This window comes from Pseudomonas sp. FP818 (assembly GCF_030687335.1).
GTDB lineage: Bacteria > Pseudomonadota > Gammaproteobacteria > Pseudomonadales > Pseudomonadaceae > Aquipseudomonas > Aquipseudomonas shahriarae.
Genome location: NZ_CP117427.1, coordinates 1,501,306 through 1,519,176, shown reverse-complemented (window position 1 = coordinate 1,519,176; position 17,871 = coordinate 1,501,306). Strand labels below are relative to the sequence as shown.

At 61.1% G+C, this 17,871-nt stretch carries 14 protein-coding genes; 6 read left to right on the top strand and 8 right to left on the bottom strand.

Annotation, left to right across the window (positions count from 1 at the left end; translation table 11 throughout):
• Nucleotides 1-144: 144 nt before the first annotated feature.
• Entirely contained in the window at nt 145-459 is a 315-nt protein-coding gene (locus tag PSH80_RS06840; RefSeq protein WP_057441229.1) for a hypothetical protein, read from the bottom strand.
• 49 nt (nt 460-508) lie between these two features.
• On the opposite strand from PSH80_RS06840, the gene PSH80_RS06835 reads away from it, so the two are divergent.
• The 5 genes from PSH80_RS06835 (at nt 509) to aqpZ (ending at nt 5,599) form a co-directional block, all read left to right on the top strand.
• The gene (locus PSH80_RS06835) at nt 509-1,432 is read left to right on the top strand and encodes a LysR family transcriptional regulator (protein ID WP_057441231.1); all 924 of its coding nucleotides are present in this window, start codon (nt 509-511) and stop codon (nt 1,430-1,432) included.
• 14 nt (nt 1,433-1,446) lie between these two features.
• The gene (locus PSH80_RS06830; RefSeq protein WP_057958826.1) at nt 1,447-2,250 is read left to right on the top strand and encodes an alpha/beta fold hydrolase; all 804 of its coding nucleotides are present in this window, start codon (nt 1,447-1,449) and stop codon (nt 2,248-2,250) included.
• Nucleotides 2,251-2,253: 3 nt separating this feature from the next.
• Nucleotides 2,254-2,817 (top strand): peptidylprolyl isomerase, encoded by a 564-nt coding sequence (locus tag PSH80_RS06825; RefSeq protein ID WP_057441236.1) that lies wholly within the window; start codon nt 2,254-2,256, stop codon nt 2,815-2,817.
• A gap of 83 nt (nt 2,818-2,900) precedes the next feature.
• Nucleotides 2,901-4,733: an ABC transporter ATP-binding protein gene (locus PSH80_RS06820; RefSeq protein WP_169989935.1), complete on the top strand. Its 1,833-nt coding sequence runs from the start codon at nt 2,901-2,903 to the stop codon at nt 4,731-4,733.
• Nucleotides 4,734-4,897: 164 nt separating this feature from the next.
• Nucleotides 4,898-5,599 carry an aquaporin Z gene (aqpZ, locus tag PSH80_RS06815; protein WP_057441240.1) on the top strand — a complete coding sequence of 234 codons (702 nt, stop codon included), beginning with the start codon at nt 4,898-4,900 and terminating at the stop codon, nt 5,597-5,599.
• A 101-nt stretch (nt 5,600-5,700) separates the two neighbouring features.
• On the opposite strand, the gene PSH80_RS06810 is transcribed toward aqpZ, so the two are convergent.
• The 7 genes from PSH80_RS06810 to aceK all read right to left on the bottom strand — a co-directional run bounded on the left by PSH80_RS06810 (nt 5,701) and on the right by aceK (nt 16,747).
• On the bottom strand, nt 5,701-6,825 hold the full coding sequence (locus PSH80_RS06810) for a GNAT family N-acetyltransferase (RefSeq protein WP_120732170.1): 1,125 nt from the start codon (nt 6,823-6,825) through the stop codon (nt 5,701-5,703).
• Nucleotides 6,826-6,990: 165 nt separating this feature from the next.
• Nucleotides 6,991-8,325, bottom strand: coding sequence for an OprO/OprP family phosphate-selective porin (locus PSH80_RS06805; protein ID WP_057441247.1), 1,335 nt, complete (start codon nt 8,323-8,325; stop codon nt 6,991-6,993).
• Between the two features lie 336 nt (nt 8,326-8,661).
• The gene (locus tag PSH80_RS06800) at nt 8,662-8,895 is read right to left on the bottom strand and encodes an anti-sigma factor (RefSeq protein WP_057441249.1); all 234 of its coding nucleotides are present in this window, start codon (nt 8,893-8,895) and stop codon (nt 8,662-8,664) included.
• A complete protein-coding gene (locus PSH80_RS06795; RefSeq protein WP_057441254.1) occupies nt 8,889-9,503 on the bottom strand; it encodes an RNA polymerase sigma factor in 615 nt (204 codons plus the stop codon). Before PSH80_RS06795 ends, PSH80_RS06800 begins: the two co-directional genes overlap by 7 nt.
• Nucleotides 9,504-9,546: 43 nt before the next feature.
• The gene (locus tag PSH80_RS06790; protein ID WP_305419627.1) at nt 9,547-10,668 is read right to left on the bottom strand and encodes a beta-ketoacyl-ACP synthase III; all 1,122 of its coding nucleotides are present in this window, start codon (nt 10,666-10,668) and stop codon (nt 9,547-9,549) included.
• A 226-nt stretch (nt 10,669-10,894) separates the two neighbouring features.
• Nucleotides 10,895-14,806 carry an ATP-dependent RNA helicase HrpA gene (gene hrpA, locus PSH80_RS06785; protein ID WP_057958822.1) on the bottom strand — a complete coding sequence of 1,304 codons (3,912 nt, stop codon included), beginning with the start codon at nt 14,804-14,806 and terminating at the stop codon, nt 10,895-10,897.
• Between the two features lie 207 nt (nt 14,807-15,013).
• Nucleotides 15,014-16,747 carry a bifunctional isocitrate dehydrogenase kinase/phosphatase gene (aceK, locus tag PSH80_RS06780; protein ID WP_057441325.1) on the bottom strand — a complete coding sequence of 578 codons (1,734 nt, stop codon included), beginning with the start codon at nt 16,745-16,747 and terminating at the stop codon, nt 15,014-15,016.
• 226 nt (nt 16,748-16,973) lie between these two features.
• Here aceK and PSH80_RS06775 point away from each other — a divergent pair, with 226 nt between their 5' ends.
• Entirely contained in the window at nt 16,974-17,870 is an 897-nt protein-coding gene (locus tag PSH80_RS06775) for a DMT family transporter (RefSeq protein WP_120732165.1), read from the top strand.
• Nucleotide 17,871 lies beyond the last annotated feature (1 nt).

The window sequence follows — 17,871 nt, the reverse complement described above, 5'->3', positions numbered from 1 at the left end:
GCTTTGTAAGCTCCATCGGTAATTGCTGTAAGTCGATGGAGTGAAGGTTAAACAGAGCCCATTCGATAAAAAAGCGCAAAAAACTGCTATAACCCATCTATAAAGTTGTTTATAAGCGGGGCATGGCCAAGGCCCCGCAGCGAATTATTTGGGTTCGCAGGTCAGTTTGATCCGCATCTTGATAATCGCGCGGCTGAACTTGACCGTAGTGTTGGTGCTTTTCCCGGCAGGGACCGTGACCTTGCGCACCCGCGCTGGCTCCGGGCCATTGGTAAACGCGACCGTACACGCAGCGTCATTGCTGCCGTAGTTACTGAGCTGGATGGAGCTGATATCACCGTCAACATCGGAAGCGTTGTAGTCGATGCTGACCCCCTTGATCGACTTTGACACGTCGATCGGATAGGCGAACGCGCTCAACGGCAACAGTGCCAGCAATACACAACAGAATTTTCTCATTCGGCAGTCTCCAATAAGGACCGCCAGCTTAGGACAAGAGGAGCTCATCTTGAAAGCGCCCCGCGTGACCCTTGATCAATGGCGCACGTTGCAAGCCGTGGTTGACCATGGCGGCTTCGCCCAGGCAGCCGAAGTGCTGCACCGCTCGCAATCCTCGGTGAGCTACACCGTGGCCCGCATGCAAGACCAGTTGGGCGTGCCTCTATTGCGCATCGACGGGCGCAAGGCCGTGCTCACCGAGGCCGGCGAGGTGCTGTTGCGCCGCTCCCGGCAACTGGTCAAAAACGCCAGCCAGTTGGAAGACCTGGCCCATCATATGGAACAAGGCTGGGAGGCCGAAGTACGCCTGGTGGTCGATGCCGCCTACCCCAACGCCCGCCTGGTGCGCGCCCTCACCGCCTTTATGCCGCAAAGCCGGGGCTGCCGCGTGCGCCTGCGCGAAGAAGTGCTGTCGGGTGTCGAGGAGCTGCTGATTGAAGGCGTGGCCGACCTGGCGATCAGCGGCTTCAGCATTCCCGGCTACCTGGGCACGGAAATGAGCGACGTGGAATTTGTCGCCGTGGCCCACCCTGAACACCCGTTGCACCGACTCAACCGCGAACTGAGCTTCCAGGACCTGGAAAGCCAGATGCAGGTGGTGATCCGCGACTCCGGTCGCCAGCAACCGCGGGACGTCGGCTGGCTCGGCGCCGAGCAGCGCTGGACCGTGGGCAGCCTGGCCACCGCCGCCGCCTTCGTCGGCAGCGGCCTGGGGTTTGCCTGGCTGCCCCGGCACATGATCGAGCGTGAGCTAAAGGAAGGCCTGCTCAAGCAACTGCCCCTGGAGCAAGGCGGCAGCCGCCACCCCACGTTCTACCTGTACTCGAACAAGGACAAGCCCCTGGGCCCGGCCACGCAGATTCTGGTCGAGCTGCTGCGCACCTTCGACACTGCACCGCTGGACGCACCCTTTGCCGCTCCCCGGCAAGCCTGACACGGAGTTCACCCATGGCCTATTTCGAACATGAAGGTTGCACCCTGCATTACGAGGAATATGGCCACGGCGTGCCACTGATCCTGATCCACGGCCTGGGCTCCAGTTGCCAGGATTGGGAACTGCAAATCCCCGTGTTGTCCCGGCATTACCGCCTGGTGCTGCTGGATGTGCGCGGTCACGGGCGCTCCGACAAACCCCGGGAGCGCTACAGCATCGCCGGCTTTACCGCAGACCTGGTGGCGTTGATCGAACACCTGCAACTGCCCGCTGCCCATGTGGTCGGCCTGTCGATGGGCGGGATGATCGCCTTTCAACTGGCGGTCGACCAACCGCAGTTGCTCAAAAGCCTGTGTATCGTCAACAGCGCGCCCGAGGTCAAGGTGCGCAGCGCCAATGACTATTGGCAATGGGCCAAGCGCTGGGGCCTGGCCCGCGTGCTCAGCTTGAATACCATCGGCAAGGCACTCGGCGACCGGTTGTTCCCCAAACCCGCACAGGCCGACCTGCGGCGCAAAATGCGCGAACGCTGGGCAAGAAACGACAAACGTGCTTACCTCGCCAGCTTCGATGCCATTGTGGGCTGGGGCGTACAGGAACGACTCTGCAGAATCGCCTGTCCAACCCTGGTCATCAGCGCCGACCACGACTACACCCCAGTGGCGCAAAAAGAAATCTATGTAAAACTGCTGCCTGATGCGCGGTTGGTGGTGATCGAGGATTCGCGTCACGCGACACCGCTGGACCAACCCGAAACCTTCAACACAACCCTGCTCGATTTTCTCAAGACAGTCGAAACCACTTCCCAGGATCACTGACCCATGCTGAAAAAAATCGCCGTTTTTGCCGGTTCTGTTCTGTTTGCTGCCAACCTGATGGCGGCCACGCCGGCCAAGGCACCACACGTATTGATCTCCACCACCAATGGCGACATCGAAATCGAACTGGATCCGGTCAAGGCGCCGATCAGTACCGAGAACTTCCTGTCCTACGTCGACAAGGGCTTCTACACCAACACCATTTTTCATCGGGTGATCCCGGGTTTTATGGTGCAAGGTGGCGGGTTCACCCAGCAGATGTCGCAAAAGCCTACTGAAGCGCCGATCAAGAACGAAGCCAGCAACGGCTTGCATAACGTGCGCGGCACCTTGTCCATGGCCCGCACCAGCAATCCGAACTCGGCCACCAGCCAGTTCTTTATCAACGTGGCCGACAACGCCTTCCTCGACCCAGGCCGCGATGCGGGCTACGCGGTGTTCGCCAAAGTGGTCAAGGGCATGGACGTGGTCGATATCATCGTCAACTCGCAAACCACTACCAAACAAGGCATGCAAAACGTGCCTATCGACCCTGTCCTGATCAAGTCGGCCAAGCGCATCGACTAAGGTTCACAGGGAGTTGCGCGCGCCGCCCACAAGGCCGCGCGCGTCTTTAACAAGGAGAGCCCGCCCGGCGGGCGTCAGACCTAATGCTCTATCGTCGTTTTGAACAACTGATCGACATCTTCCGCGACGCTCCCAGCGCGGCACCTCCGGATAAAGTCCTACCCTTCTACCTCTATTACCTGCGCCAGGTGTGGCCGTGTTTTGCCGCGCTGTTGGTGGTGGGCCTGATCGGCGCGCTGATTGAAGTGGCGCTGTTCAGCTACCTGAGCCGCATCATCGACCTGGCCCAAGGCACGCCGCCGGCCAACTTCTTCCAGATCCACGCCACCGAGTTGATCTGGATGGCCGTGGTTGCCTTGCTGCTGCGCCCGATCTTCGGTGCCCTGCACGATTTGCTGGTGCACCAGACCATCAGCCCCGGCATGACCAGCCTGATCCGCTGGCAGAACCACAGCTATGTGCTCAAGCAGAGCCTGAACTTCTTCCAGAACGACTTCGCCGGGCGTATTGCCCAGCGCATCATGCAGACCGGCAACTCGCTGCGCGACTCGGCCGTGGCCGCCGTCGATGCCATCTGGCACGTAGCAATCTACGCCATCAGCTCCCTGGTGCTGTTCGCCGAAGCCGACTGGCGCCTGATGATCCCGCTGGTCACCTGGATCATCGCCTACAGCCTGGCGCTGCGCTACTTCGTGCCACGGGTCAAGGAACGCTCGGTCATCTCGTCCGAGGCGCGCTCCAAATTGATGGGCCGCATCGTTGATGGCTACACCAATATCACCACCTTGAAGCTGTTCGCCCACACCCAGTCCGAACAGGAGTACGCCAAGGAAGCGATCATCGAGCAGACCGAAAAAACCCAGCTGGCCAGCCGCGTGGTCACCAGCATGGACGTGGTCATCACCACCATGAACGGCCTGCTGATCGTCACCACCACCGGCCTGGCCCTGTGGCTGTGGACGCAGTCGCTGATCTCGGTCGGTGCCATTGCCCTGGCCACCGGCCTGGTGATCCGCATCGTCAACATGTCCGGCTGGATCATGTGGGTGGTCAACGGCATTTTCGAGAACATCGGCATGGTCCAGGACGGCCTGAAAACCATCGCCCAACCGCTGGCGGTGATCGACCGCGAAAACGCCCCGCGCCTGAGCGTGCCCCACGGCGAAGTGCGCTTCGAACAGGTCGACTTCCACTATGGCAAGAGCAGCGGCATCATCGGTGGCCTGAACCTGGTCATCAACCCGGGGGAGAAGATCGGCCTGATTGGCCCGTCCGGTGCCGGCAAATCGACCCTGGTCAACCTGCTGCTGCGCCTCTACGACCTGCAAGGCGGACGCATCCTGATCGACGGCCAGAACATTGCCGAAGTGGCCCAGGAAAGCCTGCGCGAACGCATCGGCATGATTACCCAGGACACCTCGCTGCTGCACCGCTCGATCCGCGACAACTTGCTGTATGGCAAGCCCGATGCCACTGACCAAGAGCTCTGGGACGCGATCCGCAAGGCCCGCGCCGACGAATTTATCCCGCTGCTGTCGGACGCCGAGGGCCGGATTGGCCTGGATGCCCACGTCGGTGAGCGCGGGGTGAAACTCTCCGGCGGGCAACGCCAGCGCATCGCTATCGCCCGGGTCCTGCTCAAGGACGCACCGATCCTGATCATGGACGAAGCCACCTCGGCCCTGGACTCGGAAGTGGAAGCGGCCATCCAGGAAAGCCTGGAAACCCTGATGCAAGGCAAGACGGTGATCGCCATCGCTCACCGCCTGTCCACGATTGCCCGAATGGACAGGTTGGTGGTCCTGGAAAAAGGCCAGATCGCCGAGAGTGGCAGCCATGCCCAGTTGCTGGCACATGGCGGCCTGTACTCACGATTGTGGCAGCACCAGACCGGAGGTTTCGTAGGTATCGACTGATTTCGGACTACTAACGGCGCTATCAATTCCGAACAATTCTGACAGTTTTTTCTATCTTGCTGGCCGTGTATCACAATCCTGCTGTACTGCAATCAGGGTCCAGGAGGGCCCTGACATCAGACTGCAGGGAAGCATCACACCCGTTGATTTAGAAGGACGCGTTCATGTCTCTGTTCAGACGTTCCGTTACGGAAGGGTTGGGTACGTTTTGGCTGGTGTTGGGTGGCTGCGGGAGTGCCGTTCTGGCCGCAGCCTTCCCGGATGTCGGAATCGGCCTGTTGGGTGTATCGCTGGCCTTCGGGCTTACTGTGTTGACCATGGCATTTGCCATTGGCCATATCAGCGGCTGTCACCTCAACCCGGCGGTCACCGTGGGCTTGGTGGTCGGCGGCAGGTTTGCGGCCAAGGAGATGCCTGCGTATATCGTCGCGCAAGTCATTGGCGGCGTGGTGGCAGCGGCCTTGCTGTACTTCATTGCCAGCGGCAAACCGGGTTTCGAACTGGCGGCGGGGCTGGCATCCAATGGTTACGGTGAACATTCGCCGGGGGGCTATTCAATGGCGGCGGGGTTTGTCACTGAACTGGTGATGACCGCGATGTTCGTGCTGATCATCCTCGGCGCCACCGACCGTCGTGCGCCTGCTGGCCTGGCGCCCATCGCCATTGGCCTGGGGCTGACGCTGATCCACCTGATCTCCATTCCGGTCACCAACACCTCGGTCAACCCGGCCCGCAGCACCGGCCCTGCGCTGATTGTCGGCGGGTGGGCAATCCAGCAACTGTGGCTGTTCTGGCTGGCGCCGATCCTTGGCGCGGTGATCGGTGGCATCACCTACCGTTGGTTGGGCAAGGAAGAAAAGGCCTGATCCAACCGCATGCACCTTGTAGACGCTGGCTTGCCGGCGATAACGGACTCCCTGCCAGCACATCATGGGCAGATACACCGTCATCGCCGGCAAGCTGGCTCCTACACCTGTCGATAAGGCAACGCCAAACGCGCCTCCTCGGCATACGCCAGAATCCCCACCCGCTCGCGCTCCAGGAAATCCGCCACGGCGGTTTTCAAGCCTGGATGGCGCAAGTAGTGCCAGGAATGGGTAATCACCGGCTCAAACCCACGGATCAACTTGTGCTCGCCCTGGGCCCCGGCGTCGAAACGCTGCAGGCCATTGGCGATCGCGTAGTCCATGCCTTGATAGAAACAGGTCTCGAAATGCAGCCGGTCAAATTCGCCCAGGCAGCCCCAATAGCGGCCATATAGGCTGTCGCCCCCCACCAGGCTGAACGCCATGGCCACCGGCCGCGCCCCTTGCTTGGCCAGCACCACCCGTATCGCCTGCGGCATGCGCTCGGCCAGCAGGCTGAAAAACGCGCGAGTCAGGTACGGCGACTGCCGGCGCACGGCGTAGGTGTTGGCGTAGCAGGCGTAGACAAAATCCCACTGGGCCTCGCTCAGCTCATGGCCTTGCAGCCACTCGAACTCGATGCCCTGCCCCGCGACCTGTTCGCGCTCCTTGCGCATCTGTTTGCGTTTGCGCGAACTCAGGGCGTCGAGGAAGTCCTGGAAGTTGCGATAACTGCGGTTCTGCCAGTGGAACTGGCAACCCAGACGCGCAAGCCAACCGGGTTGCTGGCCCAGGGCAGCATCGGCCAGGGCATCGGTGAAGTTGATATGGGCACTGGAAAGGCCTTCGATTTCCAGGTAACCAGGCAGGCTCTGGAGCAACTCCAGGCCGTCCGCACCATTGGCCACCAGCAAGCGCGGCCCGCTGACCGGGCTGAAAGGCACTGCTGTCAGCAGTTTGGGGTAGTACTCGATGCCCGCGCGTGCGCAAGCGTCAGCCCAGCCATGGTCGAACACGTATTCGCCATAAGAGTGCCATTTGCGGTAGCTGGGCAGCGCCGCCACCAGCCGCTCTCCCTCGTAATGCAGCAAGTGCTCCGGCTGCCAGCCAGAATGCCGGCCAAGGCTGGCACTGTCTTCCAGCGCACTGAGGAAGGCATGGCGCAGAAACGGCTGATCCTCGGGGACCAAGGCGTTCCATTCATCAGGCGATACTTCGGACAGGCTATTCAAACGTTTCAACGGCATGCCATTCCCCGACGGTAAACGCTCGCTCACAATATTCAGGCCATTCTGACAGAACCCGCCGCCCGCGCGGGCAGCAAAAAAAAACCCCGCCAATCGGCGGGGTAAAAAAGAGGATCGCGCTTTAACGGATGAAGAAAGAGCGCGTTGGAGCGGTATGACCGTTGCTTAGAACACGTACTGCACACGACCGACGATGGAATCACCGCTGTCATCGCCATTGGCGTTGGTGATCTTGTCGGTGCTGACCTTGCTGTAGTTCAGGGACAGCTTGACCGCTTCGTTGGCGTACCAGTTCACACCCAGGGTGTTGACGTTGGCCTTGGCATCGCCGGTTTCGCGGGTAGCGCTGCTGACGACGATGTTTTTGTCGTCAACCTTGATGTTGTCGTAGCGGTAGAACACTTCCCAGGCGCCGTACTGCTTGTTCTCAGGCTTGATGGCGTCGAACTTGCCGCCGTCGAGCTTGTAGGCACGGGATTCGCCGGTCAGGGTGTAGGCCAGTTGGCCGTAGAAACCGCTGGTTTTCACGTCCTGGTAGGCATTGCTGTCAGCTTTCATCTTGCGGCTCAGGGCTTCAGCCTGCACCGAGAATGGACCGCTGGCGAAGGCAAATTCACCCCCGAATACCGTGTCGGTATCGTAGGCGCCAACCGCCGTCAGGTTGCTGGCGTTCAGGCCCACACCACCGCCGAAAGTCGCGCGGTTGCCGTTGGAGCCGGCATCGTTACCACCGGTAGTTGCTACACCACGGGCGCCGAGACGCGGACGGATCCGCGAGTCGAAGGCGGCGTCGTTCAGGTCACGTGCCGCCAGGTTCAAGCCGAAGTGCAGGACGTTGCCGCCTTTGTTCATCGGTGCCAACACGATACGGCCGTTGAATTGCTTCACGCCCTTGCCGTCTTCGTCGTTGATGTCCTTGGAAGCCAGGCTGGCGGAGCCGTAGAACATATCAGCCGCAGTGCCGCTGACCTGGATGCCCATGCCGTTTTCGTGGGTGTTGACCCAGTCTGCAACCTCGTAAGCCGAGTTACGCTCCATGGCGGTGATCCACTTGGAGCTGGTGGCTTTTTCCAGACCGAAATCCGGGTCAAAGCGACCGACGCGGATGGTCACCGGCTTGAAGCCCACATAGGACATGGACGCTTCGTCGAAGTAACCGTCGTCGGAGTTACCCGAGTTGTGGGAGAAGTCGTAGTTGAGCTGGTATTTGAAATCCTTGTAGACGGTGCCACCCAGTTCCAGGAAGGCGCGACGGAAGTAAGCAGCGTCGCCCGAGTCACCGTTCTTGGTGTAGAAGCCGTCAAATGTGCCGTAATCGGCTTGCAAGCGACCACCCAGCTTGAAGCTGAAGTTCTGGTCGGTGGTAGCAACCTCAAGGCCGCCCTTGGTTTTGACAACGATATCGGCGCCGTCAGTAGTGACAGTACCAGCGAAAGCCTGGGCGGTAACGGCCAGGGCCAGGGCGCTGGCCGCGAAACCGGCGAAGTGCTTACGGATCATCGAAGAATTCCCCTAATTGGTGGTCTTTTGCGTTGGAAAACACACGGGTTCTGGCCCGCTGGTGTTGGGAGGGGATCTTGGCGAGGGGATATTTCAGACAAGTTGCCGCAAGATAAATATTTTATTACAGGGGAACTTTCTTACAACCACCGGGAATAAGCGCAACGCTACGGCCGGCGTGGGTTTGAGCAGAAAAAGTACGAGAAATGCCAGGTGAAAAAAAGGTGAAAAAAACTTACAAACCTGCAATGTTTTTCACCGAAAGGCTTTTCAACGACGTAAAAAAGCCCACGACAATGACGTCGCAGGCCTTGGGAAGCGCAGACAGCTCTAGGGTCAGGAGTTGCGTTTACGCTCCGAAGCCAGGCGTTCAGCCAACGCCTCGGCATCGCTCACCGGCGGTTCGGGCAGGAGGCGCAAGGTGGCCTGCATCAGGCGCATCTGGCGAATGAAGCGCCGGCAATTGGCACAAAACATCAAGTGATGGCGCATCAACAGGCGCTCACGAAAGGTCAGTTGCCCATCGAGAAAATCGCTGGAGCGCGCCACTTGTTCTTTGCAGGTCAACATTCGCCGGTTTCCTCGAAATGCTCCACCGTAGCGAAGACTTTAAGCCGCGCCCGGTGCAGCAGTACACGCACATTGGAGAGCGAGATCTGCAGAAGATTACAAATCTCCTCCAGCTCCAGCCCCTGGCGCTCGCGCAACAGCAGCACGCTGCTTTGCAGCTCGGAAAGGCTCAGTAAGGTGTGCTCCAGACACTCACGCAGCTCGTTTTCGGTGAGCAGCGCCTCGGGAGTGTCCTGGTGCCAGGCAAAGGGCGCGATCAGCCAATGCTCATCGCCGGCGGCAAAGCGCTCATCGCCGATGGTGCCATGGGGCGACGGCAGGTCGTCCAGCAACACCTCGCGACGGTTCTGCTTGTAGCGCCCCTTGGCCGAGTTGGCGGTGATGGTCAGCAGCCAGGTCTTGAGGCTGGAACGCCCCTCAAACCGGGCAAGGCTGCGCACCACCGAGAGCCAGGCGTCCTGCACCACCTCGTCGGCATGGCGCTGGCCAACGATGGCGTAGGCCACTGCACGCATCGCACTCTGGTAGGTGGTGACCAACTCCTTGTAGGCCTGCTGCTCACCCTTGAGCAGGCGTTCAAGCAGGTGCGCGTCGTCGGCTGCTGCCATTCAAAACCTCATTGTGCAAGACGTGACCGCAATTGCCTGGTTCTTAGCGCTTGCGCAGGATCACGCTGCCAATCGAATACCCGGCGCCAAACGAGCTGAGTACCGCCAGCGCGCCCTTGGGCAGGTCGTCCTGGTAGGTGTGGAACGCAATCACCGAACCTGCCGAACTGGTGTTGGCGTAGGTATCGAGAATCACCGGCGCTTCTTCGATCTCGGCTTCACGGCCCAGCAGCTTCTTGACGATCAGATGGTTCATGCTCAGGTTGGCCTGGTGCAGCCAGAAGCGTTTCACATCGGTAACGCTCAACTGGTTTTCCGTCAGGTGCTGGCCGACCAATTCGGCAACCATCGGGCAGACATCACGGAAGACTTTGCGGCCTTCTTGCACGAAAAGCTTGTCTGGTGCACCAATCCCCTCTTCCGCCGCGCGGTTGAGGAAGCCGAAATTGTTGCGAATGGTGTTGGAAAACTTGGTCAGCAACTTGGTGCTCACCACGTCGAACTGGTGCTCGGACGTCGCCAGGTCGGCACGCTCCAGAATCACCGCAGTCGCCGCGTCGCCAAAGATGAAGTGGCTGTCACGGTCACGGAAGTTCAGGTGGCCGGTGCAGATCTCCGGGTTGACCATCAGGATCGCACGGGCCTGGCCCAGCTGGATGCTGTTGCAGGCGTTCTGGATACCGAAAGTCGCCGAAGAACACGCCACGTTCATGTCAAAACCAAAACCCTGGATGCCCAGGGCTTCCTGGACTTCGATGGCAATGGCCGGATAGGCGCGTTGCAGGTTGGAGCAGGCGACGATCACCCCGTCGATATCGGCGGCGGTCTTGCCGGCACGCTGCAGGGCTTGCTCGGCGGCGCCCACGGCCATCTGGCAGAGGATCGACCACTCGTCGTTGGAGCGCTCCGGCAGGCGGGGGGTCATGCGCTTGGGGTCGAGGATGCCGTCCTTGTCCATGACAAAACGGCTCTTGATACCCGAAGCCTTTTCGATAAAGGCGGCGCTGGATTCGGTCAACGCCTGAACGTCGCCCTGCTCGATGGCCACGGCGTTGTCGGCATTGAACTGTTGAACGTAAGCATTGAAAGACTGCACCAGCTCTTCGTTGGAGATGCTGTTGGCCGGGGTGTACAGGCCTGTGCCGCTGATGACGACGTTATGCACGGTCGTTCCTCTAAATCTGTTCAGGCAGAAGGGATTGGTACCTTCGTACCAAACCGTAAGTCGCTCTAGTCCGCCGCGCGGACATCAAACGGGGAAACGCTTTGTCCCGGCGCGTCGAGGCTGATACAGCCAATCTAGACGATCCCGGCATTTATAGCGGCGAAGTTTGCCATAAACCGGGGGGTTTGGCGCCTGTCACGCGCACACCCGCCACCGGCACTACAGGTCAAGGTTCGACCTGGCTCCACTGTTTGCTCAAGCGCTTATCGGAAATCGGTGCCTTGGTGCCCAACTGCTGGGCAAACAACGACACCCGGTATTCCTCCAGCCACCAGCGGTAAAGCGCCAGCTGCGGATCGCGCTTGCCTTCCTGGGTGTGCTTGTTCAGGCGCGTCTGGTACTGGCTCCACAGACCACTCAACTCGCTGCTCCAGACCCGGTCCTTCTGCACTTGGCTGGGCAGTTTTTCCAGGCGTAGCTCGATGGCCTTGAGATAGCGCGGCAGTTCCTTGAACCACTGCGCCGGGGTCTCGCGCACAAAGCCCGGGTACACCAGGTTGCTTAGTTGCTGCTTGATATCGTTGAGTGCCACGGCCTGGGCCAGGTCGATCTTGCCCTTGAAACGTTTTTGCAGGCCATGCCACAGCTTCAATACTTCCAGGGTCAGGCGCGCCAGGCGTTCAGCGTGCTCGGTCCAGCTACCACGCTTGCGCTCGGCCAGGGCTGCCAGGCCCGCGCCATCCCGGGGCAGGCTGGCCTCGCCTTCCAGCACGCAGGTGTCGAGGCTGGCCAGCAAAATGTCTTCCACCAGGGCGTCGATACGTCCCAGCTCGCGGTACATCAGCCCCAGCTCGGTAAGGCCCGGCAGCTTGCCGCGCAGGAATTTTGCCGGCTCGGCCAATTGCTGCATCAACAAGCGCTGCAAGGCGCGGCGATGCTGGAACTCGGCTTCGGCGGCCGTGGAGAAACGTCCTTCCTTGACCGTGCCGTTTTCTTCTACCAGCGCCGGATACACCGTCATCGACAGGCCCGCAATCTTCTGCTGGGTAGTCTCGGCAACCGCCGCGAAGACCTTGGCCTCCACCGGCTGCTGGCTTTTGGCAGTTTGCGGCACTGCCAGGGCGGCCTGGCTGGCTTCGACAAACCGCGCAGTCAGCGCTGCCAGGTCGCGGCCCTCACCGAGGAACTTGCCCTGGGCATCGACCACTTCCAGGTTCATCTTCAGGTGGTTTTCCACCTGCTGCGCGGCTTCGCTCCAGGCTTCGTCGCTGACCCGCGCGCCGGTCATGCGCAACAGCTCACGCCCCAGCGCCTGGGGCAGCGAGCCCTGGGCAAATTCGATCCGTTGCAGCGCGGCCTTGACGAAGTCCGGCACCGGCACGAAGTTCTTGCGCAGGGCCTTGGGCAGGTTGCGCACCAGGGCAATGCACTTGGCTTCGATCAGCCCGGGCACCAGCCACTCCAGGCGCTCGGCGGGCAAGGCCGGCAACAGCGGTGCGGGCACGCGCAAGGTCACACCGTCGCGCGGGTGGTTGGGTTCAAAGTGATAACTCAAGGCCAGGGCCAGGTCGCCCAGGTGCAAGGTGTCAGGGTAATGGGCGGCGGTGACTTCACTGGCTTCGCGGGCCAGCACGTCTTCTTCGCGCATGATCAGCAGTTGCGGGTCTTTCTGGCTGGTGATCTTGTACCAACTGTCGAAGGTCGCCGTCTGGTGGATCTCTGCCGGCAGGCGCGCGTCGTAGAAGGCGTACAGGGTTTCTTCGTCAGCCAGGATATCGCGGCGCCGGGCCTTGGCTTCCAGTTCGTCCAATTGCTCCAGCAGCTGTTGATTGGCAGTCAGGCACTTGGCCCGGGACTGGATCTCGCCACGCACCAGGCCTTCGCGGATAAACAGCTCGCGGGACACCACGGGGTCCACCGGCCCGTAATGCACGGGCCGGCGCCCCACCACAATCAGGCCGAACAGGGTGATCTGTTCAAAGGCCACGACCTGGCCGCGCTTCTTCTCCCAGTGGGGTTCGAAGTGGTTTTTCTTGATCAGGTGCCCGGCCAATGGCTCGATCCAGTCGGCATCAATCTTGGCCACCATGCGCGCATACAGCTTGGTGGTCTCCACCAGTTCGGCGGTCATCAACCATTGCGGGCGCTTCTTGCCGATGCCCGATGACGGATGAATCCAGAAGCGCCGCTGGCGGGCGCCGAGGTAGTCGCCGTCTTCGGTTTTCTGGCCGATCTGGCTCAACAGGCCGGACAGCACCGCCTTGTGCAGTTTCGCGAAGTCCGCCGGTTCCTTGTTGACCGTCAACTGCATATCACGGCAGATCAGGCTCAACTGGCGATGGGAGTCGCGCCACTCACGCAGGCGCAGGTAATTGAGGAAGTTCTTGCGGCACCAGTTGCGCAGCGGGCTGGCGGTCAGTTCCTGGCGCTGCTCTTCAAAGCCGCGCCACAGATTGACCAGCCCGGCGAAGTCCGAATCGGGATCCTTCCATTGCGCGTGGGCCTGGTCGGCCGCTTGCTGGCGCTCCGGCGGGCGCTCGCGCGGGTCCTGGATCGACATGGCACTGGCGACGATCAGCACTTCCTGCAAACTGCCGAGCTTGGCCGCTTCCAACAGCATGCGGCCCATGCGCGGGTCCACCGGCAGGCGCGCCAGTTGCCGGCCCAGGGGTGTCAGCTGGCTGTTACGGTCCACCGCCGAGAGTTCCTGCAGCAGGTTGAAGCCATCGCTGATGGCCTTGCCATCCGGCGGCTCGATAAACGGGAAGTCGGTAATTTCACCCAGGCGCAGGTGCAGCATCTGCAGGATCACCGCCGCCAGGTTAGTGCGCAGGATCTCCGGGTCGGTAAATTCCGGGCGCCCGATAAAATCTTCTTCGCTGAACAGGCGCACGCAAATGCCCGGCTCGACCCGACCGCAGCGGCCCTTGCGCTGGTTGGCGCTGGCCTGGGAAATCGCCTCGATCGGCAGGCGCTGGACCTTGGCCCGGTAGCTGTAGCGGCTGATGCGTGCGGTGCCGCTGTCGATCACATAGCGGATGCCCGGCACGGTCAGCGAGGTTTCCGCGACGTTGGTTGCCAGCACCACGCGCCGCCCCGGATGGGACTGGAAAATACGCTGCTGCTCGGCCGGCGACAGGCGCGCGTACAACGGCAGGATTTCCGTGTGCTTGAGCTGGGCCTTGCGCAGCATATCGGCGGCATCGCGGATCTCGCGCTCACCGGGCAGGAACACCAGCACATCGCCTGGGCTCTTGCGCTCGCTGCGTTCAAAGGCGGCGATTTCATCAAGGGTGGCAAGGATCGCCTGGTCCACGGTCAAGTCGTCTTCGACGCGGTTGCCTTCCTCGTCCTGCTCCAGGGTCAGCGGGCGATACCAGGTTTCCACCGGGAACGTGCGCCCGGAGACCTCGACAATCGGCGCATCGTCGAAGTGCTTGGAAAAGCGCTCCAGGTCGATGGTCGCCGAGGTGATGATGACTTTCAGGTCCGGGCGGCGTGGCAGCAGGGTCTTCAGGTAACCAAGCAGGAAGTCGATGTTCAGGCTGCGCTCGTGGGCTTCGTCGACGATGATTGTGTCGTAGCGCTCGAGGTATCGGTCGTTCTGGGTTTCGGCCAGCAGGATGCCGTCGGTCATCAGCTTGATCAGGGTGTTGGCGTCGCTCTGGTCCTCGAACCGCACCTGATAGCCCACCAGCGCCCCCAGCGGGGTGGCCAACTCTTCCGCGACCCGGCTCGCCACACTGCGCGCGGCGATCCGCCGGGGCTGGGTATGGCCGATCAAGCCGTACTGGCCGCGACCGATTTCCAGGCAGATCTTCGGCAACTGCGTGGTTTTACCCGAGCCGGTTTCGCCCGCGATGATCAGCACCTGATGCTTGAGCAACGCCGCCTTGATCTCGTCGCGCTTGGCGGCGATGGGCAGGCTGTCGTCATAGCGGACCTGCGGCACGCTGGCCGCGCGCGCCGTGACCTGGGCACAGGACGCCTGCATGCGCGCCACCCACTGCGCCAGCTTCTCCTCATCGGGCTTCTTGCGCAGCTCAAGCAACTGCCGACGCAAGCGGTGGCGGTCGGCGAGCATGGCGTGATCGAGGTTTTTCAGGAGTTGGTCGATAGCGGGCGCTTGGTCAGTCATCAGGTACTTTGAAGGTCGTCTATTTATGCACGGCCGGCAATTGTGGCAGAAAAGCGCACACAACGTTAAAGGCCGCGTAAATCACGTGTGGGAGCTGTCGAGCCCCGGCGAGGCTGCGATGACGGCGGCACGGCCAACATCAATGCTGCCAGGCCCAGCGCTATCGCAGCCTCGCCGGGGCTCGACAGCTCCCACAGGGTTTAGCGCCTATTCGTTATCCAGGCCCTTGCGCCGATACGGGAACACATCAATCACCTTCCCCGCCCGAATCGCCTCCTGCAGGCCTTTCCAGTAGTCGGCGTTGTACAACTCGCCGTGCAGCTCATCGAACAAACGCCGTTGCCCGGCATCGGCAAACAGAAATGGCGGGAACTCCTCGGGGAACACGTCCAGCGGGCCGATTGAGTACCAGGGCTCGGAGGCCATTTCATCTTCCGGGGTGCGCGGTGCCGGGATATGGCGGAAGTTGGCTTCGGTGAGGAAGCAGATCTCGTCGTAGTCGTAGAACACCACGCGACCATGACGGGTGACGCCAAAGTTTTTCAGCAGCATGTCGCCGGGAAAGATATTCGCCGCCGCCAATTGCTTGATGGCCAGGCCGTAGTCTTCGAGGGCTTCGCGCACCTGGGCCTCGTTGGCGTTCTCCAGGTAGAGGTTGAGCGGAGTCATGCGCCGCTCGGTCCAGCAGTGGCGAATCAGTACCGTGTCGCCTTCCACCTCGACTGTGCCGGCAGCCACTTCCAGCAATTCGGCCAGGCATTCAGGCTCGAATTTGCTCAAGGGGAAACGGAAGTCGGCAAACTCCTGGGTGTCGGCCATGCGCCCGACCCGGTCGACACTTTTCACCAGGCGGTACTTCTCGATCACCGTGGCGCGGTTGACGTTTTTCGATGGCGAGAAACGGTCCTTGATGATTTTGAACACCGTGTTGAAACCCGGCAGGGTGAACACGCTCATGACCATCCCGCGCACGCCCGGGGCCATGATGAACTGGTCATCGGTGCTGGCCAGGTGGTTGATCAGCGCCCGGTAGAACTCCGACTTGCCGTGTTTGTAGAAGCCGATGGAGGTGTACAGCTCGGCGATGTGCTTGCCCGGCAGGATGCGTTTGAGAAAGCCGATGAATTCCGCCGGCACCGGCACATCCACCATGAAATAGGAGCGGGTGAACGAGAAGATGATCGACACATCGGCTTCATCGGTGATCAGCGCGTCGATGCGGATACCCTGCCCTTCGCGGTGCAGCAGCGGAATCACAAGCGGCCACTGTTCATCGCGGGTGTAGAGGCGGCCCACCAGGTACGCGCCCTTGTTGCGATAGAGCACCGAGGAAAACAGCTCGACGTTGAGGTCCGGATCCTTGCACACCCAGTCCGGCAGGTTCTCGCGCAGTTGTGCTTCAAGGCGCTGCAGGTCGGCGGGCAGGTCGGCGTAGGGCTCGCTGAAGCGGTAGTCGCTGAAGATCTGCTCGAGCATGCCCGCCAGTTGGCCCTGGGGCTTGTAGGTACGGGTTTGCGCAGCACGGGCGCGGCGCAGGCTCGGGCGGGTGGTATGGATGAACATGCAGCCGTCGCTGATCAGGTCGTGGCTGAACAGCCCGCAAAAGATCGAGTTGTACCAGGTCTCGGACAGCTCATCGTCAAACCGCAGGTCGATCAGGCTGATATAGGCACTCTTGACCAGGGGCCAGGACTGGATATCCAGCAGCGCGCCCTCGTCGAAGGTAGCCCGCAAACGCGTGGTGACTTCGCCGACCTTCTCTTCATACAGGTTGATCCGCGCCGCCGAGGCAGTTTGCGCCTCTTGCCACTGGGCCTTTTCAAAACGCTCACGGGCGCCGTCGGTGATCTGGCGAAAGTGTTCGCGGTAATCGTCGAAGCCATCGAGGATCATCTGGGCGATGGACTGCGCGGTGTCGATGGCAGACGTTTGCTGCGGCATGTCGGAGACCTCTGCGGGCATTCGGAAGACCTGAGATTAGCCAGTGTCCGCAGCCAGGAGAAGTACAATTTTTGCTGGGAGCTGTGTCCCGGATAGAGGGGCTTCAAACCCTGGCCGTGCACCTCAGTGGCTGGGTGACGCGCTTTATTGTGCAGTGGATACGTAAAAGATTGTGTCAGGCAGGCCCCTGGGCAACACTCTCGCCCTGGTTAAGAAGGAGTTGTCCGTGAGACCTGTCGACACCCTGTACCTGCTGGTACTGGCCGCCATCTGGGGCGCGAGCTTTTTGTTCATGCGAATCATCGCACCGGAAATCGGTACGCTGCCCACGGCGTTTTTCCGCGTTTCGATAGCCGCCGCCGGCCTGCTGGTGATCCTGGCCCTACTGCGGGTGCGCTGGGACTTCCAGGGCAAGTTCAAGACCGTGCTGTTGCTGGGGGTGATCAACTCGGGCATTCCCGCCACCATGTATTCGGTGGCGGCCCAGGTCTTGCCGGCGGGTTACTCGGCGATTTTCAATGCGACGACGCCGTTGATGGGGGTGTTGATTGGCGGGCTGTTTTTCCATGAACGGCTGACCCCCTCGAAAATCGCCGGGGTGTGCCTGGGGCTGTTCGGCGTAGGCATCCTGACGCGGGCCGGGCCGGTGGCATTTGACCTGGAACTGCTGATGGGCGCCCTCGCCTGCCTGTTGGCCACCACCTGCTACGGCTTCGCCGGCTTCCTGGCGCGCCGCTGGCTGGATCAACAGGGTGGCCTGGACAGCCGTCTTTCAGCACTGGGCAGCATGCTCGGCGCCACATTGTTTCTCTTACCCTGGTTTGGCTGGAACGCCATCAGCCATCCGCCGGCCAGCTGGGGCGGCTGGAATGTGTGGTTGTCGTTGCTGGGCCTGGGACTGCTGTGTACGGCGTTCGCCTACATCTTGTACTTCCGTTTGCTGACCTCCATCGGGCCAGTGAAGTCGATGACGGTCACCTTCATGATTCCGCCATTCGGCGTGTTGTGGGGGGCGTTGCTGCTGGATGAGCCATTGTCCATGGCGCACCTGTACGGCGGGATGTTGATCGCGGGGGCATTGTGGCTGGTGCTGCGGCCGGGGAAATTGATCAAAGCTGTGTAGG